This is a genomic window from Thiocapsa sp. UBA6158 (assembly GCF_002423035.1).
Lineage (GTDB): Bacteria > Pseudomonadota > Gammaproteobacteria > Chromatiales > Chromatiaceae > Thiocapsa.
Window position 1 is genome coordinate 50048 of sequence record NZ_DIUM01000014.1, and the last position, 26758, is coordinate 76805.

Annotated in this window: 29 protein-coding genes and 1 pseudogene; 15 read left to right on the forward strand and 15 right to left on the reverse strand. The window is 63.8% G+C overall.

Annotated elements, in window-relative coordinates; genetic code table 11:
- Positions 1 to 37 precede the first annotated feature (37 nt).
- The gene (locus tag B4N44_RS02305; RefSeq protein ID WP_296696535.1) at positions 38 to 2524 is read right to left on the reverse strand and encodes a CHASE domain-containing protein; all 2487 of its coding nucleotides are present in this window, start codon (positions 2522 to 2524) and stop codon (positions 38 to 40) included.
- Between the two features lie 307 nt (positions 2525 to 2831).
- On the opposite strand from B4N44_RS02305, the gene B4N44_RS02310 reads away from it, so the two are divergent.
- Genes B4N44_RS02310 through B4N44_RS02320 form a run of 3 tightly spaced genes read left to right on the forward strand, consistent with a single transcriptional unit; the run spans position 2832 to position 4963 of the window.
- Entirely contained in the window at positions 2832 to 3758 is a 927-nt protein-coding gene (locus tag B4N44_RS02310) for a diguanylate cyclase domain-containing protein (RefSeq protein ID WP_296696538.1), read from the forward strand.
- 12 nt (positions 3759 to 3770) lie between these two features.
- Complete coding sequence (locus tag B4N44_RS02315) at positions 3771 to 3950, forward strand: hypothetical protein (RefSeq protein ID WP_296696540.1); 180 nt, start codon at positions 3771 to 3773, stop codon at positions 3948 to 3950.
- Positions 3947 to 4963, forward strand: a complete 1017-nt coding sequence (locus B4N44_RS02320; protein WP_296696541.1) for a hypothetical protein — start codon at positions 3947 to 3949, stop codon at positions 4961 to 4963. The genes B4N44_RS02315 and B4N44_RS02320 overlap by 4 nt, the downstream gene beginning before the upstream one ends.
- Positions 4964 to 5087: 124 nt before the next feature.
- On the opposite strand, the gene B4N44_RS02325 is transcribed toward B4N44_RS02320, so the two are convergent.
- Positions 5088 to 7346, reverse strand: a complete 2259-nt coding sequence (locus tag B4N44_RS02325) for an ATP-dependent helicase (protein ID WP_296696544.1) — start codon at positions 7344 to 7346, stop codon at positions 5088 to 5090.
- 171 nt (positions 7347 to 7517) lie between these two features.
- Here B4N44_RS02325 and B4N44_RS02330 point away from each other — a divergent pair, with 171 nt between their 5' ends.
- The 4 genes from B4N44_RS02330 (at position 7518) to B4N44_RS02345 (ending at position 10372) form a co-directional block, all read left to right on the forward strand.
- Positions 7518 to 8630, forward strand: a complete 1113-nt coding sequence (locus B4N44_RS02330; protein ID WP_349681056.1) for a VTT domain-containing protein — start codon at positions 7518 to 7520, stop codon at positions 8628 to 8630.
- A 16-nt stretch (positions 8631 to 8646) separates the two neighbouring features.
- On the forward strand, positions 8647 to 9171 hold the full coding sequence (locus tag B4N44_RS02335; RefSeq protein ID WP_296696545.1) for a hypothetical protein: 525 nt from the start codon (positions 8647 to 8649) through the stop codon (positions 9169 to 9171).
- 85 nt (positions 9172 to 9256) lie between these two features.
- Positions 9257 to 9934 carry a response regulator gene (locus B4N44_RS02340; protein ID WP_296696547.1) on the forward strand — a complete coding sequence of 226 codons (678 nt, stop codon included), beginning with the start codon at positions 9257 to 9259 and terminating at the stop codon, positions 9932 to 9934.
- 156 nt (positions 9935 to 10090) lie between these two features.
- Positions 10091 to 10372, forward strand: coding sequence for a sensor histidine kinase (locus B4N44_RS02345; protein ID WP_296696549.1), 282 nt, complete (start codon positions 10091 to 10093; stop codon positions 10370 to 10372).
- A gap of 31 nt (positions 10373 to 10403) precedes the next feature.
- Here B4N44_RS02345 and B4N44_RS02350 read toward each other — a convergent pair whose 3' ends face one another.
- The 3 genes and pseudogenes from B4N44_RS02350 to B4N44_RS02360 all read right to left on the reverse strand — a co-directional run bounded on the left by B4N44_RS02350 (position 10404) and on the right by B4N44_RS02360 (position 12559).
- Positions 10404 to 11321, reverse strand: a complete 918-nt coding sequence (locus tag B4N44_RS02350; protein ID WP_296696552.1) for an alpha/beta hydrolase — start codon at positions 11319 to 11321, stop codon at positions 10404 to 10406.
- 40 nt (positions 11322 to 11361) lie between these two features.
- Positions 11362 to 11649, reverse strand: a pseudogene (locus B4N44_RS02355) (PLP-dependent transferase); the annotation flags it as partial.
- 43 nt (positions 11650 to 11692) lie between these two features.
- On the reverse strand, positions 11693 to 12559 hold the full coding sequence (locus tag B4N44_RS02360; RefSeq protein WP_296696555.1) for a sterol desaturase family protein: 867 nt from the start codon (positions 12557 to 12559) through the stop codon (positions 11693 to 11695).
- 294 nt (positions 12560 to 12853) lie between these two features.
- Between B4N44_RS02360 and B4N44_RS02365 the strand changes: the two genes are divergently transcribed.
- The 3 genes from B4N44_RS02365 (at position 12854) to B4N44_RS02375 (ending at position 14548) form a co-directional block, all read left to right on the forward strand.
- Positions 12854 to 13420 (forward strand): Uma2 family endonuclease, encoded by a 567-nt coding sequence (locus B4N44_RS02365; RefSeq protein WP_296696558.1) that lies wholly within the window; start codon positions 12854 to 12856, stop codon positions 13418 to 13420.
- Between the two features lie 140 nt (positions 13421 to 13560).
- The gene (locus B4N44_RS02370; protein WP_296696560.1) at positions 13561 to 14139 is read left to right on the forward strand and encodes a Uma2 family endonuclease; all 579 of its coding nucleotides are present in this window, start codon (positions 13561 to 13563) and stop codon (positions 14137 to 14139) included.
- 1 nt (position 14140) lies between these two features.
- Positions 14141 to 14548, forward strand: coding sequence for a DUF255 domain-containing protein (locus B4N44_RS02375; protein ID WP_296696561.1), 408 nt, complete (start codon positions 14141 to 14143; stop codon positions 14546 to 14548).
- Here the strand turns inward: B4N44_RS02375 and B4N44_RS02380 are convergent.
- Positions 14469 to 14999: a TlpA family protein disulfide reductase gene (locus B4N44_RS02380; protein ID WP_296696562.1), complete on the reverse strand. Its 531-nt coding sequence runs from the start codon at positions 14997 to 14999 to the stop codon at positions 14469 to 14471. The two genes, B4N44_RS02375 and B4N44_RS02380, sit on opposite strands and share 80 nt — an antisense overlap.
- Before the next feature lie 25 nt (positions 15000 to 15024).
- Positions 15025 to 15639: a hypothetical protein gene (locus tag B4N44_RS02385; protein ID WP_296696564.1), complete on the reverse strand. Its 615-nt coding sequence runs from the start codon at positions 15637 to 15639 to the stop codon at positions 15025 to 15027.
- A gap of 277 nt (positions 15640 to 15916) precedes the next feature.
- Between B4N44_RS02385 and B4N44_RS02390 the strand changes: the two genes are divergently transcribed.
- From B4N44_RS02390 to B4N44_RS02400, 3 genes are all read left to right on the forward strand, one after another.
- Positions 15917 to 16774 (forward strand): DUF692 domain-containing protein, encoded by an 858-nt coding sequence (locus B4N44_RS02390; RefSeq protein WP_296696565.1) that lies wholly within the window; start codon positions 15917 to 15919, stop codon positions 16772 to 16774.
- The gene (locus B4N44_RS02395; protein WP_296696567.1) at positions 16767 to 17534 is read left to right on the forward strand and encodes a DNA-binding domain-containing protein; all 768 of its coding nucleotides are present in this window, start codon (positions 16767 to 16769) and stop codon (positions 17532 to 17534) included. Before B4N44_RS02390 ends, B4N44_RS02395 begins: the two co-directional genes overlap by 8 nt.
- A 92-nt stretch (positions 17535 to 17626) precedes the next feature.
- Positions 17627 to 18124 (forward strand): FKBP-type peptidyl-prolyl cis-trans isomerase, encoded by a 498-nt coding sequence (locus B4N44_RS02400; RefSeq protein WP_296696570.1) that lies wholly within the window; start codon positions 17627 to 17629, stop codon positions 18122 to 18124.
- A 50-nt stretch (positions 18125 to 18174) separates the two neighbouring features.
- Here the strand turns inward: B4N44_RS02400 and B4N44_RS02405 are convergent, their stop codons facing one another.
- The 8 genes from B4N44_RS02405 to B4N44_RS02440 form a co-directional block, all read right to left on the reverse strand.
- Positions 18175 to 18336: a hypothetical protein gene (locus tag B4N44_RS02405; protein WP_296696571.1), complete on the reverse strand. Its 162-nt coding sequence runs from the start codon at positions 18334 to 18336 to the stop codon at positions 18175 to 18177.
- Positions 18333 to 18653, reverse strand: coding sequence for a hypothetical protein (locus B4N44_RS02410; protein ID WP_296696574.1), 321 nt, complete (start codon positions 18651 to 18653; stop codon positions 18333 to 18335). Before B4N44_RS02410 ends, B4N44_RS02405 begins: the two co-directional genes overlap by 4 nt.
- A gap of 50 nt (positions 18654 to 18703) precedes the next feature.
- A complete protein-coding gene (locus B4N44_RS02415) occupies positions 18704 to 19213 on the reverse strand; it encodes an FKBP-type peptidyl-prolyl cis-trans isomerase (RefSeq protein ID WP_296696577.1) in 510 nt (169 codons plus the stop codon).
- Positions 19214 to 19218: 5 nt separating this feature from the next.
- On the reverse strand, positions 19219 to 19569 hold the full coding sequence (locus B4N44_RS02420) for a hypothetical protein (protein WP_296696581.1): 351 nt from the start codon (positions 19567 to 19569) through the stop codon (positions 19219 to 19221).
- Between the two features lie 224 nt (positions 19570 to 19793).
- Entirely contained in the window at positions 19794 to 21677 is a 1884-nt protein-coding gene (gene aprA, locus B4N44_RS02425; protein ID WP_296696584.1) for an adenylyl-sulfate reductase subunit alpha, read from the reverse strand.
- On the reverse strand, positions 21677 to 22159 hold the full coding sequence (aprB, locus tag B4N44_RS02430; RefSeq protein ID WP_296696587.1) for an adenylyl-sulfate reductase subunit beta: 483 nt from the start codon (positions 22157 to 22159) through the stop codon (positions 21677 to 21679). The genes aprA and aprB overlap by 1 nt, the downstream gene beginning before the upstream one ends.
- 39 nt (positions 22160 to 22198) lie before the next feature.
- Positions 22199 to 23062 (reverse strand): adenylyl-sulfate reductase, encoded by an 864-nt coding sequence (locus B4N44_RS02435; RefSeq protein WP_296696590.1) that lies wholly within the window; start codon positions 23060 to 23062, stop codon positions 22199 to 22201.
- 547 nt (positions 23063 to 23609) lie between these two features.
- Positions 23610 to 24410: a hypothetical protein gene (locus tag B4N44_RS02440; protein WP_296696594.1), complete on the reverse strand. Its 801-nt coding sequence runs from the start codon at positions 24408 to 24410 to the stop codon at positions 23610 to 23612.
- Between the two features lie 654 nt (positions 24411 to 25064).
- On the opposite strand from B4N44_RS02440, the gene B4N44_RS02445 reads away from it, so the two are divergent.
- Together B4N44_RS02445 and rfaH are read left to right on the forward strand one after the other, a co-directional pair.
- The gene (locus B4N44_RS02445) at positions 25065 to 26159 is read left to right on the forward strand and encodes an undecaprenyl-phosphate alpha-N-acetylglucosaminyl 1-phosphate transferase (RefSeq protein ID WP_296696598.1); all 1095 of its coding nucleotides are present in this window, start codon (positions 25065 to 25067) and stop codon (positions 26157 to 26159) included.
- Between the two features lie 15 nt (positions 26160 to 26174).
- Positions 26175 to 26690, forward strand: a complete 516-nt coding sequence (gene rfaH / locus B4N44_RS02450; RefSeq protein WP_296696600.1) for a transcription/translation regulatory transformer protein RfaH — start codon at positions 26175 to 26177, stop codon at positions 26688 to 26690.
- The last annotated feature ends 68 nt before the right edge of the window (positions 26691 to 26758 follow it).

Consider the following 26758-nt stretch of genomic DNA (forward strand, 5'->3'; position numbering starts at 1 on the left):
GAGCGTCGACACCGGAGCGCTCGGCCAGCGCTCGATTTCACCCTGCTCCGCCCGCCCCGATCCTCTCCAGTGCGACCGCGAAGGCCTCGAGATCGTAGTTGTAGGCCCAGCTGGCCAGGACCTTGTCCAGGGCGGGGTCTCGGCCCTGGATCTGGCGCAAGCGCCCGGTGATGTCTGCAAAATCACCGATGTCCAAGGCCTCCCGCAGCCCGGTACGCCAGTCGGCGGGGCAGGCTGCCAGACGGCTGGTGACCTCCTCGATCGTCAGGCGCCCGGGTGACTCCTCGGAAGACGGATGGATGCCGCGCCGGAACCGCAGTCCAGCCTGACGCTCCAGAATGGCGAAGAGCTCGGCGGCGACGAGGGGCTTATGGGCGAATTCGTCGCAGCCGTTCGCGAGGAAATGATCCCGCTCCTCGTCGAATGCACTGGCGGTCAGCGCGACGATGGCCGTCCGGACTGCGTCCGGCCGTTCAAGCATCCTGTCCTTGATCCAGCGGGTCGCCTCCTCTCCGGACAGGTGTGGCATACGCATATCCATGAAGATCAGGTGGGGCTGCCAGGTCTCCCAGACATCGATTGCCTCTCGGCCATCGGCCGCCTCGCGAAATTCCAGGACCGGGGGCTTGGGGTTCAGACCCTCGAGGAGTGCCCGCAAGGGTGCCCGATTGTCGGCCAGGTCATCGACGATGAGGACCCGGCAGGTAGGCTGTCCGGGTTCCAAACCGAGGATCGGGATGCCTGCGGAAAAGTCCGCGGTCGCCTCCAGATCGGCCCGGGGCAGCGTCAGGGTAAAACTGAAGCGACTGCCCTCGCCATAGACGCTGGTCGCGATCAGCTCGCCGCCCATGAGCTGCACATACTCGTGGCTTAGGGCCAGCCCGAGACCGGTCCCCTCCTGAAGCCGCTGACCCGAGACCGTCTGGCTGAAGGGTTGGAAGAGCCGTGCGAGCTCATCCGGTCCCATGCCGACCCCCGTGTCGAGAACGCTGAAACGGATCAGCGCCTCCTTCTCCGGATCGCCTCCCGTCACCCGTTCCACCCGCAGACGGACGCGTCCCGTGTCGGTGAATTTGACCGCGTTGCTCAGCAGGTTGAGCAGGACTTGGCGCAGACGCTGCTTGTCTGCGACCACGCCCCGGGGGAGGGCATCGGCCTCGACGATCAGCTCGAGTCCCTTCTCCCGGGCACGCAGCACGAAGAAGGCCTCGATCTCGTCGAGCAAGGGTCTCAGATCGAAAGGGGCGGGCTGCAAGGTCAGGCGTCCGGCCTCGATCTTGGCCATGTCGAGGATGTCGTTGATCAGGGTCAGCAGATGCGCGCCGCTGCGCTGGATCACGGTCAGGCTCTCGCGCTGGCTCGCCTGCAGGAGCTGGTCCCGCTCCAGGACCTGACTGAAACCGAGGATGGCATTCAGTGGTGTGCGGATCTCGTGGCTCATGTTGGCCAGGAATAAGGACTTGGCCCGGTTGGCTTCCTCGGCCTGGTCTTTGGCGCGCAGCAGAGCGGCCTCGGACTGGCGTGCTCGCCGGATATCCGCCAGGAGCATGAAGGCCATGAGGGTCAGCAACAGGCTGAACAGAAGGCCGCCGACCAGCAGCGCATGGGATGATCCGAGATTCAGGCTCCGGGCGAAGCTGGGCAGCGTCTGGAAGCGGATCAACCAGGGCTGACCATAGGCATCCAGGGCGATACGGCTGCTGAAGACAGGGGTGAAGCCCGCCGGTACCGACCTGTTCTCGGCCTGGAGGCTGCTGAACATCAAGGCATCCGGGTCCTCCCGATCCGCGGCGTAGAGGTCGAAGGCAATGTCCCGGGGCATCTGGCCGAAGATGCCGACCAAGAAGTCCTTGACGCGGATGGGGCTATAGGCGAAGCCGAGGAGGGCTTGACGGCGCTCCCTGATGGTGGCCGTCGGCAGACCCTGGCGGTAGACGGGGACATAGATGAGAAAGCCGTTCTGGGTGTCCTGCTCGGTCTCCTGCACCAAAACCACCTTGGCCGTGACATGGGCCTCGCCGCTGTCCCGGGCCCCTGACATCGCGGCCTGGCGGACCGGCTCCGAGAACATGTCGTAGCCGAAGGCGCGCTGATTCCTCCAATCGAAGGGCTCCAAATAGATGATGGCGGTATAGGCTGGCCGCTCGCCGGCGGGGCGCAGATCATAGTCCGGAAAGCCCTGGGCGCGGATCTCCTGGACGTGCTCCGGGACCTGCTCCGGCGTGAGCCATCGGGTGAAGCCCACGCCCTGGATGCCGGGATAGTTCTCAGCGAGGTCGAGTGTGGCGACATAACGCCGCCATGCGTCGCGGCTGACATCGCCGACGGCATTGAAGAGACCGGCGGCGCCCTGCAGCATCTGCTCGTTGGCGTGCATGCGCTGGAAGATGCGCTCGGCGATGTCGCGCGTACTGTTCTCATAGAGGGCGCGGGCACGCTCCTGCAGACCATCGTCATAGAGCCGCCAGAAGATGAGCGTCATGGTCAGTGACAGTCCCAGCACCAGATAAGGCAGCGTGGCCATGAAGCGACCGAGTGGACGGCCGGTGCCGATGCCGGGAGATGGTGGACCCACTGGCGGGGGCTTGCGGATTGAAGGGTGCCTGGGAATCATGGGTTTGTGATTCGGAAAGACCACCGGGGCAAGACGGCATCTCGCACCACTGCCACAATGCAGTCGCGGCCGTGCCCGTCACGCCGGGGCGTTCGGGGCACTTCCCTGTTATCATTTTTGCCGAACATGCGACTCACAGATATCGCTTTTGGGGTGAACGCAGCCCGCGCCCGGGAACCATCTTCACCTCCTCCGGAGGCCGAAACCGCGAGTGACCATGCGCATCTTGATCGTTGACGACGTCCCGGACAATATCCGGGTGCTGAGCCGCATCCTCGGCGATGAGGGCTATCGGATCTCCATGGCCAATAATGGCCGCCAAGCCCTGCGGGTGGCGTCCGCCAGCGTCCCGGACCTCATCCTGCTCGATGTCATGATGCCGGAGCTGGATGGGTATGCCACCCTGTCAGCCCTCAAGGCCGACCATCAACTGGCCTCGATCCCGGTCATCTTCATCACGGCCTTGGCCGATGCAGTGGAGGAGACACGCGGGCTGAACCTGGGTGCGGTGGACTATATCACCAAGCCCTTCAACGAGGCCGTCGTCCGCGCGCGGGTCAAGACGCATCTGGAGCTCAAGCGCCAGCGTGATCTGCTGGAGCAACTGTCCAACCTGGACGGCCTGACCGGCATCCCCAACCGCCGCACCTTGGATGCACGCCTGGCCCGGGAATGGCGCCGTGAGACTCGCTGCGGCGTGACCCTGGCCGCGATCATGATCGACGTGGACCACTTCAAGGCCTTCAACGACAGCCAGGGCCATCAGGCCGGTGACGACTGTCTGCGCCGCGTCGCGACCACCCTGTCCGCGAATCTCAAGCGCGCGGGGGACTTCGTCGCACGCTATGGCGGCGAGGAGTTCGTTTGCCTGCTGCCCGGGGTGAGCCGGGAGGGCCTGGCCTTGATCGCCGAACAGTTGCGGGCGGCGGTGGAGGCCTTGCACATCCCCCATGGGGCCTCTGCCACCAGCCCCTGGGTCACCATCAGCCTCGGTGGGGCCCTGTGCCAGCCCGCGCCGGACCAGCCCCCGAGCAGCCTCATCGATGCGGCGGATGCGCAGCTCTACGCCGCAAAGACACTCGGTCGGAATCGGGTCTGCCTATCGAGCGAATCACATCCTGTCATCGAAGCGTTCGGCCACTGAAGGGACGACCCGATGTTGCTCAGCCACTGCGAACCCCATACCAGGTTGGCCGGTCTCCGGCCGGCGATCCTGCTCCTGCTCGCCGGAATGCTCTACAGTCCCTGGGCTGTGGTCGGCGCGGAGGGCGCTGCACCCCCTCCGGTGGATGCCTGTGCGCTGCTGACCAAGGCGGATGTCGAGGCGGTCTATTGAACATTGGACAAAACACGCTGAATTGGCTGCGCACCGAGCTGTTCCAGGTCGAGGATGCCTGGTCGCAGGAAACCGCGCGCGGGTTCCGCTGGTGGCCGCATCGGCAGGCGCAGACACTGGAGGTCATCGGCCGGGAGGCCGGGCCGGACGACGCGCCGGCGGCTCTGGTGCTGGTGCGCACCGAGCTGCTGCACGATCTGGATCTCGACGAGGAGGTCTTGGCGGTGCTGCAGGCGGTCACGCTGCGCACGGCGGGCATGGCCGGCCCGGTCTATGACCCGGCGCGCCGTACACTGGATCTCTGCACGCTGGTACGGGTGAACGCGGACAACGACGGCTGGATGCGGCGTCTGATCGGCCTGGCCGCCATGCTGCAGATCCGCGACGCCGATCGGGGCGCCTCGGCCATCGCCGAGGCGGTTGGTGCGGCGCCCGCGCAGAGTGGCCATCCCGAGCGGGGATTGCGCGCGGAGCTCGATGACCTGATCGCCGAGGCCCTGGAGTTGCTCGCTACCGAGGGCCGGGCGCCGTCGCGGTGGCCGGGTGAGGATCTGGCGCAGTTCGTCGATGCTTATCTGGATTATCCCCCTGCCCTTACGGGATCCGGGGACGCGACGGGCTTCACGGCGGAGTTTCCCCACGGCAAGCGCGCCTCCTCGCTCTGCGAGGTCGCGACGGATCAGACCCACCCCTGGTATGGCCACGGCCTGGCGTTGCGGCAACGCTTCCCCGTGTCGGTGACATCGGACGTGGAGGGGCGGCACCTGGCGCTTGAGCTGAACGCTCGCGCCCTGAGCGAAGTTCCGATGGGCTACGGGTTCGGCAGTTTCGGTTACGAGGAGGGGGCGCTTGCGTTCCAGGCGTTCTTTCCGAACACGGCCTATCAGCCCGGATTGGTGACGAATCTCTATCTGTCGTGCGCCGAGCGGGCGCGGATGCTGTCGGTGCTGCTGACCGGGGTGGATTGGACGGACGAGTCGTTCGATCCGGGGCGATCCGGGGCGAGCCGTTGAGGGCTGACTGGTGTGATGGCGATAGCCCCGCGTCGCGGCCATGGCGTCCCGGGAGTGATGCGATGACCAGCGACGATCCCCACGACCTGGACCGCTTCGTCTCGGCGCAGGAGAGGGATTTGGATCATTCGATCCGCTCCAGAGCGACGATGCCGAGTTTGATCGAGCGACGCTTTCCGGCGAAGTCGATATCGAGGACGTCCTTCTCGCGCACGCGGACGATGCGCCCCTCGCCGAACACCCGATGGCGGATCCGATCGTTGACCGCCCACCGCGGCGAGCCATCCCCGCTCGACGACGCGGTGTGCGCTTCGGGCACGGCATAGCGATCGGGGATGCCGACCGCCTCCAGATAGCGATTCAGCAAGGCGCTCGCTTCGGCTGGCGCATCGGGAAGTTCGGTCTGCGGATCGGTTCGCGAGATCCGTTTGGACACGGCACCCCCGACCGACACCGCGGTTCGCAGTCGCGCTTCGAAGACAAACCGGCTGGCCCGCGTGCGCGAGATCCCGGGGCCTTGCGACGCGCGGCCTTGCCATGCCGCATCGAAGCGCGCGTCGGGCGGGATGACGAGGACCAGCTGCTCCTTGGCGCGGGTGAAGGCCACGTAAGCCAGGCGTCGTTCCTCTTCGGGATCGGATCGATCCGACGGGAACTGGCCTTCCTCGAGTCCGGCGGCGATGACCAGCGGCCACTCCAACCCCTTCGCTTGGTGAATCGTGGAGAGCAGGATCAGGTCGCGTTCGGCCGCCTCGCGCCGGCGCACCGGGCGCAGCGCGTCCAAATGCGCGAGAAAGCCGCCGATCGACGCACGCTTACGCAATGCCGCTCCGAGCAGGGTCCGATAGGCGATCTCCTTCTCGGATGCCGCATCGCTGCTCGCGGAGCGCGCGAAGGAGTCGGTCAGATCGGTCCGTAAGGCGTACAGCCGCAGTGCCTCGGCGGCAGGCAGCCCGCTCCAGCTCGGTGCCTCGCTCCAGAGGTCGGCGCGAGCGCGAATTTTGGCCGCCTGGTAAGGCTTGCGCGTCTGAGTCGCCACCTCGAGCAACCGCGTGCGCGCCCGCTCGGGCTGTCGGACGATCGCATCGGCGAGATTGGCGATGGTCTTGGCCGGGAGCCACAGCGTGGGGGTCGTCAGCATCGCACCGATGATCTCGGGCGCGCGCGCATCCGCGAAGAGCGAACCCTCGGCCAGACGCAGCCAGCCGAGAAGCCCGACGACGTCGCGGTCGGTCAAGAGGTCGCCCTTCGGCTTGAAGTAGGGAATCCCGCGATCCATGAGCGCGAGCTCGAGCCCCAAGGTCTGCGCCCAGAGTCGCGCGAGGACGGCACACTCGCCCGGACGGCGACCGTTGCCACGCCAGCGTTCGATGACGTCGACGACCGCGGACTGATCGCCCGCGGACTCGGCGCGAATCACGTCGATCCCGGTGTCCGGCGTGGAAAGCGCCGACACGCAGAGTGTCGCCACCCGATTGCGGTTGTGCGCAATCAGCATGCCGGCCGCGAGCGAGACCCGATGCCCGAAGCGAAAGGTCTTCGACAAGGTGTAACGAGTGGCACCGGGAAAAAAGCGCTCGAACTCCTCGCCCATGAGCTCCGGACGGGATCCGCGCCAGGCGTAGATGCATTGGGAGTCGTCGCCGACGGCGTTCAAGGTCGCGCGGGTCCCGATCAACCGGACGAGCAGCTCGACCTGGATGCGACTGACATCCTGAAATTCGTCCACGACCACCACGTCGAGTTTGTTGGTCACCAGCGCGAGCGCGCCGGGATGTGTCATCATGAGCGTCGCGGGCTCGGACAGGAGGTCTGCGAAGAAGCGCAGACCGGCCCGCTTGCGGGCGGTCTCGAAGCGATCGAAGGCGCGGATGAAATAGCCGTAATGGCCCGGAATCCGGAAGGCTTTGAAGGCGTCGCGCGGCGTGCGGATGTCCGACTTCACCAGACCGATAAAGATGCGAAAGGCTTCCAGGTCGTCTTGGCTCGGGTAGTCCTCGACATGCTCCTCCTTGATCGCCGCCAAGGCCGCCTCGCGCGCGAGCCGCTTCTCGACAGACTCGTTCTCCTCCAAGCGCAGGCGCGCCAGGAGCCCGTGTCGCTCGAAGAGTGCGATCAGGCTCAGCCCGAGGCTGTGGAAGGTCGAGACCTTCGGGGTTTGAAACGACGCCGGCAAGGCAGAGGCCAGGCGCTCTTTGATCTCGCGTGCGGCGGCCTTGTTGAAGGCCAGGACACGGATACGCTCGGACGAAACCCCCTGCTCGAGGAGAAAGCGCACCCGCCCGATCAGCATCTGCGTCTTGCCCGAACCTGCGACCGCAAAGGTGAGCGAGTGGCCGCCGGCGTGCTCGATGGCCCGGAGTTGTTCGTCGGTGTAGCGCATGCAGTCGCAAGGGTTCCGTCGGAGATCACGCCGATAGGATATCCCAGCCGCGTCCCCGCGGGGTTCCGACCCGGGCATTCTTCGACCGGCCGGCATTCCGCCCTGCCCTGTCCGGCGCTTAACCCACTCGAGCACAGGTTATCCTATTCAACCACTGGGTTGATCCTTTTCATGGAAACTGCCAGCATCTCCGCCGATCTGCAGATGACCCGAACCGCTGCAGACAACTGTCCCCGTTCGAATTCGAAAGGAGATGCCGCGTGGCAGGACGCCGCCGAACAGACCGTTTCGTTCGCCGAGCCGACGCCCGAGGCCGCCATGAATCGCACGCTTCTACGCACACTTGGCGCCCTGCTGCTGATCGCTGCAGTGACCGTCGCCCTGCTCTATCGCGAGCATCTCGACGTCGCGGCACTGGAGTCATGGATCAGCGGCGCCGGTGCCGCGGCACCGCTGATCTTCATCGGGTTCTATGTGCTGGCCACAGTACTCTTCCTGCCCGGCGCGGTACTCACACTGGCCGGCGGAGCCCTGTTCGGCCCGCTCTGGGGCACGCTCTACAACCTGCTCGGAGCCACACTCGGCGCCGGGCTGGCCTTTCTGATCGCCCGCCATCTCGCCGGCGACTGGGTGCAGGCGCGCGCCAAGGGCCTGCTCGCGCGCCTGATCCAAGGGGTCGAGGCCGAGGGCTGGCGCTTCGTCGCCTTCACCCGGCTGGTACCGCTGTTCCCGTTCAATCTGCTCAACTACGCACTGGGTCTGACCCGCATCCGCATCCTGCCCTACCTGCTGGCAACCCTGGTGTTCATGCTGCCGGGCGCCTTGGCCTATACCTATGTGGGCTTCGCCGGCCGCGCGGCGATCGCCGGCGAGGGTCTGATCCGCAACGGCCTGATCGCACTGGCGCTGCTCGCCGCAGTGGCCTTCCTGCCGAGACTGGTCGCGCGGTTGCGTCAGCGACCCATGCTGCCGATCGAGGGTCTCAAGCGCCGTCTCGACGCCGCGCGCGAGGATGTCCTGGTGCTCGACGTGCGCGCGCACGAGGACTTCGTCGGCGAGCAAGGTCACATCCCGGGGGCGCTCAACATCCCGCTTGAGAGCCTGCCCGAGCGGATCGAAGCGCTCGGATCGGACCTCGAGCGGCCGATCGCACTGGTCTGCCGCACCGACCGCCGCTCGGCCAAGGCCGCGGCCCTGCTCGCCGGGCGCGGTTTCGGCCAGGTGCAGGTGGTCCAAGGCGGCATGACCGCTTGGCTGGCCAACGGCTGGCCGGTCGAACACTGAGACGGTCGGGCCGATCATGCCAACCGATGCGAGCACCGACGCACTGCATCCAGAGGATCGGCCCGATGCGACGGCCGAAGACCTCTGGCCCTCAGCCGACTACCATCGCCAGGTCGAGGCGCTGCGCACCGCCATCGGAGAGACGATCTACCTGGTGGAAGTGGTCGAGAGCCCCATTCAGCTCAGCGTCCATCTCAGCGGAACGCCTTACGTCCTGCTTGGGCTCATCGACTTCCCACGCCCGGATCCGGCGCGAGGACTGACCCCGCACCTGATCCTGCTCGACGACGGGCGCGGTCTGAATCTGGGGCGCATTGCCCGCATCAGCCGCCGCCCCTTCAATCCCGCACCGGACGATCTGCTCTATCTCGACCAAGCGACGAGCCGGCACCTCCTGTTCAGCGAGCGCCGCCTGTCACGCGAGTTTCTCGCCCGGCACACCCGGATGGCACTCGCGCAGTGTCTCGGATATCCGGTCGAGGAGCCGACCCGCCATTTAGCGGGACCGGATCACGACGAGACCGCGCAGGATGAGCCGTGATGATGAACCTTAGCGTGCTCGGCGCCGGACAGATCGCCCAAGCGTGTCAACGAACGTAACCAGGGACCAACCATCTAACCAAACCATGGTCAGCGAACCTCTTTCTGATTTGCCGAGCGATCTGCGTCTTCGCTTCGATCTCCTCACACCACGTCAGCGCGAGGTCTGCGTACTCATGGCCGCTGGCCTGATGAACAAGGAGATCGCCGAGCGTCTGGGCGCCAGCATCAACACCATCAAGAGCCATCGGACTGAAATATTTCGAAAATTAGGCGCCAGCTCACTGGTCGATCTGGTGCGGATGGTGGATCGGATCAGCGCGGGAGGGACGGAAACAGGCGTGGGCAGTGAGCCGGCCGCCGCTCTGTCCACCCCCACGGGAGGCTCCACCGGGCCGTTGCGGCTGCTGGTGGTGGAGGACGAACCACTCCTGAGGGATGTGATGGTCACCATGCTGACCGCACGGGGCTACGCGGTGACCGGGCTGGCCGATGGCGAGGGCCTGGATCAGGCACTGGCCACCGCGCCGGTGGATGTTGCCCTGCTCGACATCCTGCTGGGCGAGGACCGCGAGGACGGCTACACCCTGGCGGCACGCCTGCGCCGGTGTTGCCGCTGCGGCATCATCATGACCACGGCCCTGGGAGAACTCGAGGAACGCATCCGCGGTCTGGATCAGGGCGCCGATGCCTACCTGATGAAGCCGATCGATTTCGACGAACTCGAGGCCGTCATCCACAGCATCTCGCGGCGGCTTCGCTGAACCCACCCACTTGAACCCGAGGTCCTGACGCGGTGGACGCCGAGGCGAGCAAGGCGCGGATCGCGCAGATCCGCGGCGGCGTGCGGCGCCTGTCTGCCATCCTCGAGCGTTTTCTGCGGCAGGACCGCTTCATCTCGGTCGAGCAGATCGAATGCCGTGCGCTACTCTCCCGAGGGCGGTGTCGTCGCGCTCAGAGCGTGCGCTGAGGGCGGCGACCTGATCATCGAAATCAGTGACGAGGGCGTGGGCATCCCTCCCGAAGCGCAGCCGAGGATCTTCGAGCGCTACTACCGAACGTCCCAGGTCGAGGACGCCATTGGCGCCGGGCTGGGACTCTATATCGTCCGCAGCATCGCCCACCTGCACGGTGGCGAGGTGACATGCGACAGCACCCTCGGCGAGGGGAGTACCTTCAAGGTCAGACTCGCGAAACGCTAGTGATCAGGACCTGGTCGCGAGTCCCTGACACTCACTCGCCCTCGAGCAGCGTCTGCACTGCGTCGGCGATCTCCTCCGCGTAGAGATCGCGGAAGAAGTGATCGGCACCCTCGAGCACGCTCAGGTTGACGCGCTCGCCGTCCGCCAGGGGCTGCACCGCCTCGACCAGTCCTGCGACGACGTCGTCCTCGCTGCCGGCAACCACGAGAACCGGGGCCTTGATCTCGGGGATCAGGCTCGGGGTGTCCATGCGGGGATCGGGCGAATAGTAGGAGAGGAAGGCCGCAGCGGTTGCCGAGGTCTCGGCGCAGTAGATGAAGTCGACCGGCTTGAGCATCTCGGCGCCGCGCCCTTCCGAGTCGAGCAGACGCGCCCGCTCGAGCTGAGGTTCCAACGCCTTGCCGAAGCGCTTGTCGTAGTCCTGCACCGCGGCGGTCTCGCTCCAGGTCTGCGGGGCGATCAGGATCACGGCGTTGAGCGGGGCGTCCGGGTGCTCGGCGGCGAAACGGGCCGACTGATTGCCGCCGCGCGAATGTCCCAACAGGGCCACCTCTTCGACCCCTTGGCTCTGCAGCCAGCCGAGCCAGGCATCAATCTCACCGACGGCGTCGGTGTGCAGGTGGGTATGGGGTGTTGCGCAGTCGTACATGCCGCTGCGGTTGTCCAGACCCAGGCTCAGGGTCATGGACAGAGAGCTGATCCCGCGATCCTGCAAGGCCGATTGCAGGGTCTGCATGATCTCCATGCCGCCGTGGGCGAGCGTGCCGTGGGTCATGAGCACCACCGGACCCTGCTGCCAGTCGGTGCCGGTCGTCTCCAGGTTGGCGTTCAGGACGAGGCCCTGGTTGGTCAGGGTGACCTCTTCGGCCGCAACGGTGCCGGCCCCAAACGTCATGGCAAGCAGTCCAATGACGAGAGCGGGTCCGGCGCTGTGAAGGCGATGGTTCATGCGGTGGTCTCCGTGGGGTTGATGAATCGGTTGTGTCGCGTCAGCCGAGCGCTTGGTGCAGATCGGCGATCAGGTCCTCGGCGTCCTCCAATCCGATGGAGAGTCGCAGCATCGCGTCTGAAATGCCACGTCGGGCGCGCTCCTCGGGTGTGAGGCCATGATGGGTCGTGGTACCTGGCTGGGTAACCAGGCTCTCGACACCGCCCGGGCTGGGGGCGAGCGCGAACAGCTCAAGCCGATCGGCGACCGCGCTGGCCGCCGCGCCGGCGCCGGCGATCTCGATGGTCAGCATCCCGCCGAACCCGCTCATCTGCCGCGCCGCGAGGGCATGGCCGGACGCGCCAGGAGGAGGAGTACCGCGACCGGCCTACTCAGGGCCGCGCATCCGGCGGCTGATCCTCCCAGCGCCGCCGATTGATCGCATAATCGGTCACCTGTCCGATAAAGGGCAGCGCCAGCATCCCGTCGAGCCGATCGACCCGGCGCGGATCGCGGTGGTCGCGGATCCCGATGGTCATGCCCTCGTGGCCGGCCCGCGGCTGGTCACGGTAGGTGCCGAGCAGGCGGTCCCACCAGGACAGGTTGAAGCCGAAGTTGGAGTTGGTCTCGTCGTCCTCGATCGAGTGATGCACACGGTGCATGTCGGGCGTCACCACGAACCAACGCAAGACGCGGTCGACCCCGAGCGGCAGACGCACGTTGGCGTGGTTGAACATGGCCATGCCGTTCAAGATGACCTCGAAGATGATCACCGCCACCACCGGCGGACCGAGTGCCGCGATGGCCGCGAACTTGATCAGCATCGACAGCACGATCTCGATCGGGTGAAAGCGCGCGCCCGTGGTCAGGTCGTAGTCCAGGTCGGCGTGGTGCACCCGGTGCAGCCGCCACAGCGCCGGCACGGCATGGAACAGCACGTGCTGCACCCAGACGACGAAGTCGAGCACGACGACGGCAATGAGCACCGCAAGCCAGCCCGGTATGTCGATTACGTTGAGCAGCCCCCAACCCTGCGCGCTCGTAAAAAGCGCCATCCCGACCGCGGCCGCCGGAAACAGGATGCGCAGCACGAGCGTATTCAAGAAGACCAGTCCGAGGTTGCTGGTCCAGCGTTGCAGTCGGGTCAAGGTACGCGCACGTCTTGGCGCGCGAACCTCCCAAATCGCCATGAGCGCGAAGATGCCGACGAAGAACGCGAGACGGATCGTCGCTTCGTGGGACTGGATGAAGCTGTCCAAGGGGTGTGCCTCCGACTGCCGGGATGGCCGAATGAAGCCGATATTGGCAGATCGGCGCTCGACCATCAACCGATACGTTGAATGTTTTTTGGCTGACCGATTCAGCGGGCTACCCGGGTCCCGGTCTCAACCTCGGCGGCGCGTTCGTGTGTCGCTCGCCGGCGATCGACGTCGAGACCGATGAAGGCCGCGTATTGCTTCGCAGGCTCGGAGCGTCAAAGCATCTGAATCACGGAGTGCTAAGCTGGATACTGTTATCCAGACCTTTCCCGGTTGACTTGCGAGCAACACCTGATGGAAGCACAACGCCTCCTGACCATCGACGACCTGCTGACCTGGCCCGGCGAGGAGCGCGTGGAGCTGATCGACGGCGAGATCGTGCAGCGTCCGATGAGTCGTTTCGAGCATGGCCAGGCACAGACCGCGCTGATCGGCCAAGCATTCCCGCTCGTCATGCAACAGCAGCCGGGCGGTTGGTGGATCGTCCCCGAGATCAGTGTCCGTTACAACGAGCACCACTGTCCCAGCCACGACCTGGCCGGCTGGCGCAAGGAGCGGCTGCCGGAGCGCCCTTCCGGCGTCATGTCCGTGTTGCCGGACTGGGTCTGCGAGATCCTCTCCCCGGGCCACGAGCGCAAGGACACGGTCACACACTTCCTGCGCCTGCAGCGCGCCGGGGTTCCCTTCTATTGGATCGTCTCACCCGAGGACCGGGCGCTGATCGCCTATGCCCTGGATGCCGGCGGATACCGTTCCGTATTCACGGCCGACGGCCCGGACGAGACCTCGGCCAAGATGCGCATCCCGCCATTCGAAGCGATCGAGATCGACTTGGGCCTCCTGTTCGGCGACCTGGAATGAAGGGCAGCTGACGCGTCGATCCCGGTCCTGACCTCGACCGACTGGAAGCCGTCCGTATCCGTGGCACGCATCAAGGCGCGCGTTGCCGAGTCTATACTCGGGCCAGCACCATCCGCCGCAACGACCCAACGGAGATCACGATGTCCACAGCACATCAACCACGTCTCTCGTTCGACGACTGGCTCGCCATCGAGCGATCGGCCGCAGACCAGCGCAGCGAGTACGTCGACGGCGAGATCTTTGCCATGGCCGGCGGCACCGAGGAGCACAATCTGATCGTGCTCAATGTCGGCGCCGAGCTGCGCAACCAGCTCAAGGGTCGACCTTGCTTGGTGTATCCAAGCGACATGAAGGTCCATATCGCCTCCGCCGACGTGGGCACCTACCCGGACGTGATGGTGATCTGCGGCGAACGCGAGTTCTACGACGGCCGGCGCGACATGGTCACCAATCCGACCTTGGTCGTCGCGGTCTTGTCGGACTCCACCGAGGCCTACGACCGCGGCGACAAGTTCCGACATTATCGAAGCCTCCGGAGTCTGCAGGCCTATCTGCTGCTGTCGCAATATCGGATGCAGGCGGAGCTGTTTCTCCGCCAACCGGACGGGACCTGGAGTCTGAGCAGCTACCAGGATCCGTCGGATTCCATCCCGTTGCGCGTCGTCGAGGCCGAGCTGTCGCTGGCCGAGGTCTACGACAAGGTGGAGCTGTCGCGGTAGCATGAACCGCCTGCTCGCCGGCCTTTCCCTGCTGCTCTGCCTCACCACGGCGTTGGTTGGCGGCGTCGGTCCCGAGGTCCACGACCGCGCGCATGCACCAGCAGACACCTCGACAACCGACTCGCCCGAGCTGCAACGCCGGCTGGCGGCGGCGCTCGCGGCCAAGGGACCGGACTACCGCCCGCGCACCGAGCACCTCTTCCCCGATGGCCGGCCTCGCTACACCAACCGCTTGATCCTGGAGGATTCGCCCTACCTGATTCAGCATGCGCACAATCCGGTGGACTGGTATGCCTGGTTTCAGCACAGAAGGTTGGCGCGGGACGCCGTCAAGGCTTCGGCAGAAACGGCACCAACTGATCCACGGCCGCCGCAGCGTCGAACTCGGTCCCGCCCACCGCACGGATGATCACCCGGCCTTCCGGGTCGACCACGAAGCTGGTGGGAAGCCCCTTCACGCCCCAATCCTGCGCAGCCTGTGAATCCGTGTCGAGCAGCAGCGGAAAGGTCGGCGCCGGATCCAGCTGACCGGTGAAGGCGAAGACGGTATCCATGTCCTCGCCGACGTCCACCGCGAGGACCGTCAGACCGCGCTCCTTGAACTGCTGATACAACCGCTCCATGGACGGCATCTCGCGACGGCACGGCGGGCACCAGGTGGCCCAGAAGTTCACCAGGACCAACCGGCCTTTGAGGTCGGCGAGGTCATGCTCGACCCCCTCGATATCCTCGAGGCGCAGCGGCGGAGCCGCTGCGGGATCCTCGATCAGCGTGAGTCGGTGACTCAGGGGCGGCAGATCGGCTGCGCCGACAGTGCCGACGGCTCCGAGGGTGCCGATGCACAGGAGCAGGGCCGGCAAAACCGACAGTCCTGCGCGGATCCGGTCAATCGGTGCAACGCACATCGTCGAGTGTCCCCTCGTAGGTTTGGTCCGCGATCCTCCAGCGGGCGATCAGATCGAAGCGACTGCCGGGCGGCAGCCCGGTGGCCAACATGCCTTGATTCCACTCTCCGGGTGCATAGGTTTGCTCGGAGGGAAACTGGGCCCAGCGAAAAGCCAGACGCGCCGAATCGGGCACGCCGCGCGCCGTCCATTGCGCCAGCCAGTCGTCCAACGGCGGAAGGGGACGGACCTCTTCGTTGTGTCGGACCTCCCAGTCGGACAGGCGAAAGTCGATCTCGCCGGGCGCCGTGTCGTTGCGCAGTACGGTCATGTAGACGCAGGCATCCGCAAAGACATCCGCATCGGCCAGGTCGAACCCGCGGGCGACATAGAAGGCGCGGACCTGGTCGGGCAGGAGCTGAGTCAGCGAGACGCTCACGCCGTGGGCTTGGGTTGCATGGGTGGCCGCGCCTGTTTCGGGATCGACGCGGACAGGCTCCGCACCGATCGGGGCAGCGCCGAGGACAGCAACGACGGCGGCAGCCGTCGCGGCGTGACGCACGGGCAGGCGGCAGGAATGCGCGCCGCTCGGACCGGTTTGAAGGATCAATCGCACAGGCTAAGGCTCTCCGTCGTCGAGCCGATCGGCTCGGTGTGTTTGCGGCGCGACCCGGCGGTGCACCCGGGCGTCGGGTCAGCCGGCGCGACGCTCTGCGGTGGACCCAAGGAAGGCGGCGCCGCACAATCGCGGAGTCGTCCGTCGTCCCCATCGGCCGGCCAGGGCCTATACTGAGCGCTCGCCGAACCTCGAACAACCCCGCCGGGAACGGGGATGAGCGCTCTTCGACAGCGCTGTCCAGGTCTAACGATTCGAAACGGAGCCTCTTGACGGCATGACTCCAGAACACGACCCCGTTCGCGGCGCCGGCCTCGGTCTGCGGCGCTCTTTTTTGGGCGCCCTGGCGGAGCGGCCGCCCGAGCGGGTCGATTTCTACGAGATCGCCCCCGAGAACTGGATCGGTATGGGCGGCGTGAACGCGCGACGCCTGCGCGCGCTCACCGAGCGCCATCCATTCGTCTGTCACGGACTCTCGCTTTCGATCGGCGCACCGACCCCGCTCGACCTGCACTTCGTGCGGCAGATCAAGGCGTTTTTGGACGACCACGGCATCCGCGCCTATACGGAGCATCTGAGCTACTGCTCCGACGACGGCCATCTCTACGACCTCCTGCCCATCCCCTTCACCGAGGAGGCCGTCCGGCATGTCGCCGGGCGTGTCCGTCAGGTGCAGGAGATCCTGGAGCGGCGTATCGCCCTGGAGAACGTCTCCTACTACGGCGCGCCGGGGCAAGAGCTCTCGGAGATCGACTTCATCAATGCCGTGCTGAGCGAGGCCGACTGCGACCTGCTGCTCGACGTGAACAATATCCATGTCAATGCAGTCAACCAGGGTTACGACGCGTGCGCCTTCCTGGCCGCACTGCCGGGGGAGCGCATCCGCTACGGCCACATCGCAGGACACGATGTCGAGGCCGAAGACCTGCGGGTCGACACCCACGGCGCAGACGTCATCGACCCGGTGTGGGAGCTGTTGGATCTGGCCTACGCGCGGTTCGGGGTCTTTCCGACGCTCTTGGAGCGCGACTTCAACATCCCGCCTTTGGATGAGCTGGTTCGGGAGGTCGAGCGGATCAAACAGATCCAGCAGGTCCATGCGGCGCGATCGGCGCGGTGCGCGGCCGATGCCTGAACAACCCGATTTCATCCGACGCCAGCTCGCCTTCGCCGCGCATCTACGCGATCCGACACAGGTCGCCAGACCGGAGGATGTCGAGGATCGCCGCATGGCGATCTATCGCGATCTGGTGTTCAACAACGTCTCGGCCTTGCTCGCGGGCAACTTCCCGGTGATTCACCGGATCCTGCCCGACGCCCACTGGGATGAGCTGATCCGTGATTTCTTCGTCCGTCATCGCGCCAAGACACCGCTCTTTCTGGAGCTGGGACAGGAGTTTCTCGACTTTCTGCAGACGGCACGAACGGGCGATCCCCGGGATCCGCCCTTTCTTCTGGAGCTGGCCCACTACGAACGGGTCGAGCTGGCGTTGCAGATCAGCGATGCGGAGCCGGACCGCGCCCACATCGATCCGACCGGCGACCTGCTCGAGGGCCGCCCGGTGCTCTCGCCGCTGGCCTGGAATCTCAGCTATCGCTTCCCGGTCCATCGTATCGGGCCGGACTGGCGACCGGATGCGCCGCCGCCGGAGCCGACCCATCTGCTGGTCTATCGCACGCCGCACGACGCCATCGCCTTTCTCGAGATCAACGCCGTCACACAGCGCCTGCTGAACCTGTTGGAAGAGGCGTCGAGCCCGCAGACCGGGCGCGAGGTGCTCGGGCGCATCGCAGCTGAGCTCGGCCATCCGGATCCGGAACAGGTCATCGCCTTCGGGGCCGGATTGATGGAGGATCTACGCACCAAGGGGGTCTTGCTCGGGACAGGCCGCTGATTGAAGCCTTTGCTTTCAACCCTGATATCGTCAACCGGAACGCCCGCAACGCCCTTTTAGTCTCCATCACCTGAACACTTACTCGGACAACTATGACCGAAAACAGTCCAGATACCATTGCCGACGGCAAGTATGTCGAGCTCACCTATCTCGTGCGCGACAGTCAGACCGGCGATGTGCTCACCGAAATCCTGCGCCCACTCAACTATGTTCACGGGGTGAATGAGATATTGGCACCCAAGATCACGCGCGAGCTTGAAGGCAAGGCGCAAGGCCAACGGGTCGACCTGCTTGTCGACTGCAATGAGCTGTACGGTCCGAGAGACGAGTCACTCGTGATGACCGAGAAGGTGGCCGTCGTGCCGCGTGAGTATCGCCAGGTCGGCACCCGGATCCTGATGGAGAATAATCTCGGTCAAATGAAAAGCTTCCTGGTGACCAAGATCGAGGGAGACAAGATCACCTTCGACGGCAACAACCCGCTCTGCGGCCGGGAGGTCATCTACCAGGTGAAGGTCCTGTTGGTCCGCGATGCGACGGCGGAAGAAATGGAGCGCGGCGGGAAACCCGGGTCAGATCCCGAGTCCTGATTCAGCAGCGTGGACGATCGAAACTGCGGGGCGTCCTGCCCCGCCGCAGATCAGGGGCGCTTCGGGGCCTTATAAGCGACCTCTTTCTGAAACGATTCCCAGATCGTCTGATATCCGACGAAACCCTTCTCGTTGGCTTCCATTTGCTTGGTCTTGTGGAAACGCACCTTGCCTTCCGGAACCTTTGGTCTGCTTTTGGATTGCTCGCTCATACGTCACCTTTTCTTGACAGGATTTGCAGTGCCTCGTACACGAACTCATGCGTGTATGCGTTTTCACCGCAGTGGGTTAACGTTTCATCCGACGTGCGAAATGTCAGGTACGGATGGACTTCCTTACCGTCGACGTCGATCGCCGACGTGTCATCGATCGTACTGGCAACACTGAACGCGATACTGACTGTCGTATCTTCGAGCTTTTCGCCGCTTAGGCCCGCTTCCTGCAGCTTGACCCTGATACTCTGCACCAGCTCTCGGACCAGTATGAACTGCTGTTCTTCAAATAATGTCGGATCGAGGTTCAGCTGCATACACTCTCACTCATGGCGGAAGCCCTGCCTCACGTCTTTTCGATCATTCGCTAGAGAGGGACGGCCTTGACACCCGCGAGCGCAGGCGGCATTTCAACCTTGCCGCCGGCTGCCATCTCCGCCTCGGTCGCATCTCGAACGGTCAAGATTTCAAGCTCAAACACCACGTGCCGACCGCACAAGGGATGATTGCCGTCGATCGTCAAGGTCTTCTCGTCGACTCTCGTGACCAGGAAAGTCTTCGTCTCGCCCTGCTCGTTCTCCATCAGGATGCTGGTACCGACCTCTCGGTACTCTTCAGGGACATTCTCGATGTGGTCGGTCACGACGAGAGACTCATCCCGAGGGCCAAACAAGGTGTTGCAGTCCAGCTCGACCGATAGCGTATCACCAACCGCTCGGCCCTCGAGCTCGGCCATGACTTGAGTGGAAAGCACGTCGTTGACACCGTGGACATAGCCCAACGGAAAATCCACAGCCGTCAGCACATGGCCCGCCTTGGCGTCGACGACTCGGTACTTGAGCTCGACGTACTTATTGCGCTCTATGGTATCGGTCATAACGCTCAGAAAATCGATACGGCGAAAATACGCACTTCGCCTTTCTCATAGCCGAGAACCATTCGTCCCAGCCACTCCCCTTCCTTCGCCGTACTTCGCATGCGGTAAAGAACGGTCACATGCTCGCCACGCCGAATGAGACCAAGAAAGTCTCGCTCTTCGACCAGATTCCGAGACAGATCGCTGTGAGCGAACTGCTTGCCGAGCTCGACCTCGTTGAGACCGAGCAGCAGCTCATAGGAGAACTTCCGGATAAACTTGCCGTATTGGCCCTTGTTGGAGAACTGGACCAACTCGTCCCACATCGGATGGGCGATCTCGAGAATTTCCTCGTCGGACTTATCGTTGATATTCATTTCGCATCGCCATTCGGTGTGCGTCTCGGCCATCTTGCGACGAGTTCGAGTCCATGCCGCCGCCTTGACGGCGATGCAACACGCTCGATCAACGCCAGGCGTGTCACCTGGTCAAGACGCAAGCGCGCATGACGCTTAAGCACGGCGCTCGTCCAACAGGCCCGGAAGCAGCGCAAGAAGACATCCGAGGCCCCGATTCACGAGGCCCCGGCTTTCGCAACGGCTTAGGCCGCCTTAGCCTCTTGCTTGTCCTCGATCAGGTGGTAGCAAGGTGCCTTCTCCATGGTGTACTCGCCCGTCTCGGGATCGCGGCGAGAAACCGTGAGCACATGCCAGTTCTCGTCGTCCACCTTCATGGCGTCACCGCGGTAGTAATAACCGGGCCAGCGGGTTTCTTTGCGGAACAGCGTGTGATGCATGACCGCCTCGGAGGTGAGGTGGCGATGCTTCAGCTCCCAGGCCCTCAACAGCTCGTGGATATTCTCCGCGGCAATCTTTTCAAGGTCCTCTTCCAGAAGCTTGAGCTTCTTCAGCCCGATATTGAGCAGCTTCTCGTTGGTCATGTAGCTGACCGTCACCCCGCCGCAATACTCGTCCATCAGCTTCTGCAGACGATCCAGGCCCTGACGCGGGTTGATGTAGTTCGGGTTGACCGAACCGGCGGTGATCTCGTTGCGATAGACCTTGTAGTGCTCCATCGGCTTGTAGATCTCTTCCTTGCGACGGTTGATCTGCTCCTCGGAGACGCGAATGCCCTCGCCCTTGCCGTCGTCGATATACTTGCAGGCCGCCTTGGCCGCGAGACGGCCTTCCGTGAAGGAGCCGGACGAGAAGGCGTGCGGCGTACCACCGACAGCGTCACCCGCGCCGAACAGACCTTCCACGGTCGTCATGCGGTTGTAGCCCCAGAAGTAGTCCGGCGGGGAGACGTCTTCGGGACCGGAGCACCAGGCGCCACACCCGGTGGCATGAGAACCCATGACGTAGGGCTCGGAGGTCGTCAGCTCCGGATTCTCATACTTGGGGTCGACATCCGTCGCGGCCCACAAGACCGCTTGGCCGACGGTCATGCCCAAGAAGTTGTGCCAGCCGATCTCTTCGAGATGCGGATCCTGGAACGCCTCCATGGTCACCATGTGGATCGGACCGCGCCCGGCGTTCACTTCGTTGATGAACGCGTGGTTGCGCAGACAGGTCGGGATCGGGCGATGCGACAGATGCGACGCCTCGACATCCAGGTAGCGCTTGCCGACCATTTCCTGGAGGGCCGGGAACCACTTGGACTCGTACTCCTCGCCCATGCCGTTTTGGGTGTAGGTCTTCAGGTGCAGGAAATAAGCCCCGACCGGACCGTAACCGTCTTTGAAGCGCGCGAGAACGATCCTGTTCTCCATCTGGGTCATCTTCGCGCCGGCATTGATCATCAGGCCATAGGCGGAACCCGACGACCAGGGGGCATACCACACGCGCCCGGCGCCTTCGCCGACCGAACGGGGCTTGAAGATGTTGGACGCACCTCCAGCCGCGACGACCACCGTCTTGGACTTGAACACATGGTAGTTGCCGGTGCGCACATTGAACCCGACGGCGCCGGCGACACGGTTCTCTTTGGCTTCATCCATCAGCAGATGGGTGACGCAGACACGGTTGAAGACCTTGTCTGCGGACTTCTTGGCAGCCTCGGCGACGATCGGCTTATAGGACTCGCCGTGGATCATGATCTGCCAGCGCCCCTCGCGCTGATAAGCGCCGGTTTTCGGGTTGCGCATCAACGGCAGGCCCCATTCCTCGAACTGGTGCACGGTCGAGTCCACGTGACGCGCCATATCGAACAGGAGATCCTCGCGGACCATCCCCATCAGGTCGATGCGCGCGTAGCGAACATGATCTTCCGGGTTATTCTCGCCGAAACGGGTGCCCATGTAGCAGTTGATGGCATACAGGCCCTGTGCCACCGCGCCCGATCGATCGATATTCGCCTTCTCGGCAATCACGATCTTCTTGTCTTTGCCCCAGTAGCGTGCCTCGAAGGCAGCACCTGTACCGCCCAGTCCTGCACCGCACACCAAGATGTCGATGCCGTCCTCAACGATTGTCTTGTAAGCCATTATTCGTAAACCCCTACTTTCAGTTGGAGCCCGGCACGTTCGAGGGTGTGCAGACCACCGTCATCGAATCGGATGTACTTCGGCTCGTTGAACAGAAGCTCGCTGTCGCGCATTTCCTGACTGGGAGACGGCACGTCTGCCAACTGCGGAATGTGCTTGCCCCAGGGTTTCGTCGTGATCGGCGCGAGGAGATTCATGTCCTTTTCGCCGTTGCGGAAGATGATCCGCCAGGCAATGACACCTTTCTCCTCGTCACGTTGCACCCGCACCGAATGGCCGAGCGGGGCGAAGTCCGCGTAGCCGCGCACGTCGATGGCGTTGTGCGGACAGGCCTTCACGCAGGAGTAGCACTCCCAGCACATGTTGGGCTCGATGTTGTAGGCGCGGCGCACCACCGGATCGATGTGCATGATATCCGAGGGGCAGATGTCGACACATTGGCCGCAACCGTCACAGCGCGTCATATAGACGAAGGTTGGCATAATCGTTTCCTCTTCGTGGCTTGAGCTCGCAGCTCGAGATCAATAGTGGACCGGAGCTTCGCGCTTGATGCCGAGCCCCATATTCGGCGGATTCGCACCCATGTACTCGGGGATGTCCGGGTAACGCTCTTTGCATTCGGCACTGGACAAATCGGGAATCTCGGGCAGCTTGTCGCGGGATCCGTCCGCAACCGCCATCTTCTTCTGCAACGCAGCCGCAGGCTTGAAGAACATGTGTGCGAACTTCGACCAGAGGATGGTGCTGAACAGCGTGGTGGCGGCGACGATGAAGAGGATGAACGCCATCATGCTCAACACCGAGGTCGCACCGCCGACGGCCTGCAGGAAGGACCAAATCAGCGCGAAGGTCGCCATCAGCAAGAGCGAGACGATGAACAGGTCGGACTGGTGCACGTTGTACCACTCGTTGCCTTCGGAGCGCACATCGACGCGGATCTTGAACCAGAACCAGTAGCCGCCGATGCAGATCGAGAGCGCACCCAGATGCCACAGCAAGGGCGTTAGAGCCGAGCCCTCGCCTTCGGCAACAGGCAGGCCGAAGATCATGACGGCCGTGGTCACCACGAAAAAGATAAAGCCGTACATCGTGAACAGATGCGAGACACGACGTTGCGGATTCTTGAACTCGCTCGAGGTCAGCACCTCGTTCGTCACCGTGCTCAGGACGACGCCGAGCTTTTCCCCGCCACCGACTTCACGCTTGGCGATCTTCTTCAGCGACTGACCCTTCTCGAAAAAAAACTTGGCACTCTTCTTATGGACGACATCCAGCAGTGTGCCGCCGATGACCAGAAGGACCATCAGAACGACGTACGCCTGCATGACACCCGGATCGAGCGAAAGGCTCTCGGACAAAATCGCGAAAGGGTTACTTGCGATCATTGGATGATGACTCCAAATTAAATGTGAACCTCGGCTATCTCGAGGAAAACGGCGACCCGATCCGCCCCCGCATCAGGTCGACTGGTTACGCCGAAGGAACGGATATCCAACCGCCCCACCGTGAAATCGGCTCCGTTGCGACGCCTTTCGCGACATGGTCTCGGGAGTATAAGCGTTTCAGTACATGCTTCGCGACTCATTCATTTTCGGCGCTCATAACTCCTTCTTATGGGGCTGGCCCAAGCCCCGACGCGGCGCACATCCTTGGGTCGCTGTTTCTTCTGGTGTTTTTAAAATCGGCTCGTGCTTCGCTGCTCGGAGCCCTGCGTGAACCGCCCTGCAGACGAAAGACCGCCGCGTCTTTGATGCCCCTATATAAATAACCCGTGCTGCGCGCGAGGCAAGGGCGTCGTGGAGGCGCAGTGCTTCTCCCGATGCTTCAGTCGGGATGCCACTCGAGGATCTGCGGCTCGAAGCGCCGGGGTGTCGTGCAACACAGCTCGGATTCTGCGAGAGGTCGCATGAGACCGGCCTGCGCGCGACCGCATCACTGGTACAGAACACCATCCCGGCGCCCCATCGAATAGGCCGTCTCCCCTGCAGCCAACCGCAACCGAGCCTCGATCCGGATCTTGTCCATCACATCGCTATCGGCGATTTCCGGATAAAGCGGATAGAAGCGCGCCACGTCCAGCGCGTTCGCCCGCGCCGCCAACTCCATTCTGCGCCGCTCATCCAGATTCACGCCATGCAGCATCAGCAAACGGGGTGCCTGGCGATGCAGATAGCGTCGACAAAGATCCCGCTTCTCTTCGCTCTCCCAGTCTTCGCGTATCAAGAACGGTGGAAAATCCTCACTCTCGCTGTGCCTTCGGGTGAACCAGTGCGCTCTTGGTTTGGCACCCGCACGCTCGGCCACACATCTTTCCAAACGGTAGTTCACCGGCCCATATGAACTGCCGCGCTCGGCCTCGCTCGTTTCGATCGGCATCACGGCGGCCGGGAGCGCAGCCCAATCGGTCAGTTTTGGAAACGACGCCATCTCCGACGCATCGACGCAAGAGAAGATCAATGCGAGCGGCGAATGGTCCTTAGGGTCAAGGAGCCAGTACTCGTAGCGATCGGCGGCCTCGAACGGCAGTCGGGCCCCGATCAGAAACGTCGCCAAATCGAGGATGCGTTGGTCGACTTCGCCATCTTCCGTGACAGGGTTTGCGATCACCCGCTCGAGATCGCAATGCCTGATGTGCGCCGCCCTGGTAAAGCGCCCCTTCTGGCGAGCGGCGCTTGCCGAGCCGCCCCCAGCCGTTGCATAGATGAACTGAAACTCCCACACATCGCCGTCCATGGAGAGCGCTCGCGCATGGTCGGTTTCAGCGATCTGTACTTGCCCCGAGTACGGCTGCAAGAGGCGTTGAGAGTGAGCTTTGATCATCGACGGCAGATGCGGTGGTGGCCAGAGGCGAGTAAGACGGTCGCTGCGCAGCACGCGACCCGACAGCAGCCGTGCTGCACACTGTTACGAGATGCAGACTTTAGGCGATCGCGTGGATTTTACTACCGCACAAATGTTGTCGATATTCGCCCGGGGACCGATCGACCGATCGGCAGGGGGTTTTTGGCGTCTCCTCCGGGATCGCAGGGGGCGCGTTCCAGTCACGCAGTGTGCTGCGCGCCACGCCGGCGCCGGTGAGTGCCGCGCCTTGACTCTGCCCAGCCTGGCGCGCTCGCGCCACCGCATGCCGATCTTTGACTGGTGCCGAGGATTGCGAATTCGCATTAGAAAGTAATTACTTATTGTTGAGCCTTGGGTGGGGTAATATCGCGTCGGCGCACGCTCGCGTCCAAGGCTCCGGCACGGCGATCGCCGGATCGAGACACACGGCGCAGATTTGTGGAATTTTTGCGAGATAATGGAAAAAAGGATGCAGATCGGTATGGACAAGGTAGCACACGACCCGAAGAGGGTTCCCGGATTCACGTCGGAGCACTGGCGAGACTCATGATCTTAAACATCGTTGTCGCGTTTCTCATCAGCAGCCTGGTGCTCGCCGCGCTCTTCCCGCTGGCACCCGTGATCGGCCTGATGGATCATCCGGGCGAACGGCGCAAGGTCCACCGCCATTCCGTTCCGCCGATCGGCGGGATCGCGATCTTTTCGGGACTCGTCGCGAGCACTCTGCTCGCTTTGCCGCTCACCGCGCCGCAGCTCTACGGCATGGCCGGCGCCGCACTCCTGGTGCTGGTCGGCGCCGTTGACGACCGCTTCGGTCTCGGCCCGAGGGTGCGCCTCGTGGCGCAAGTCGTTGCCGCACTCTTGCTGAGCATCGGGGGTGGGGTCACGCTGACTTCGCTGGGTGATGTGTTGGGCCTCGGACCGATCGATCTCGGCGTGTTCTCAGTCCCCTTCACCGTGTTTGCGATGGTCGGCATCATCAACGCCGTCAACATGATCGACGGCATCGATGGCTTGGCCGGCGGCCTGATCCTGATCGCGCTTGCATCACTGCTGCTCCTCGCACCCGAGATCGGCCCGATCCAGATCCTGCTGCTCGCCACGATCGCGGCGCTGATTCCCTATTTGATCTGCAACCTGGAGCTGTTCGGTGTGACCGGGCGCAAGATCTTCCTCGGGGATGCAGGCAGCCTTCTGCTGGGTTACATCCTGGTCTGGGCGCTGGTCGATGCCGCCGCCGGACCGAGCCGGAGCATCGACGCGGTGACGGCGCTCTGGCTCGTCGCCATCCCTCTGATGGACACGCTGCGCGTCATGGGTCGGCGTATCCTGCACGGCGTATCGCCCTTCAGTGCCGATGCCGGTCACCTGCATCACTTCTTGTCTCGCATCTTCCGCAGTACACGCAAGGCCCTGATCCTGATGCTTGGCGCCGCGATCCTGCTGACAGGGATCGGTATCTTCGGTTTCCTGAATCAGCTCGGCGAAGCAGACATGTTCTACGCGGCCTTGTCGATCTTCGTTGCCTACCTGTTGATTGCGCACTATGCGCATAGCCTGTCGCGGATATTGGAGCAACAAAACAGCCTGTCCGAGGCATTGGAGCAACCGAGTCGACAGATCGTCGACGAAGCGGCCTGATCGATGGCAAGTCTGATGAACCGCGAGACCGACGTGGAAGCCGCGCCCCAATGGTATCTGGTTCAGTCCAAGCCACGGCAGGCCGAGCGCGCTGCGGCGAATCTCATCCAGCAGGGCTACAGCATCTTCCACCCGCAGGTGACGGTCGAGCGCATCCATCGCGGGCGTCGCCTGGTGGTCGAGGAATCGCTTTTCCCCAACTATCTGTTCATTCGGCTGAGTCGTTGGGTCGACAACTGGTATCCGTTGCGCTCCACCCGCGGTGTCGCACGCCTGGTTTCCTTCGGCCGCGAGCCCTTGCCCATCCAAGACGCCATGATCGCGGAGATTCAGCGTCGTCTCGACGCCCGTCCCACTCAAGTCGACCTCTCCCCGGGACAGAAGGTCGAGATCATCGAAGGCCCCTTCCGCGGGCTTGAAGCCATCTTCAAGAACCACCAAGGCGAGCGCCGAGTCCAACTCTTGATCGAGCTTCTGCACCGCCAAGTCACCCTGACGATACCCATCGCAGACATCCGCCGTTCGGCCTGATCACCGATCGGCGTGGGAGCGAGTGCGGGTACGGGACTGACATCTGGCTCCCACGCTCTGCGTGGGAG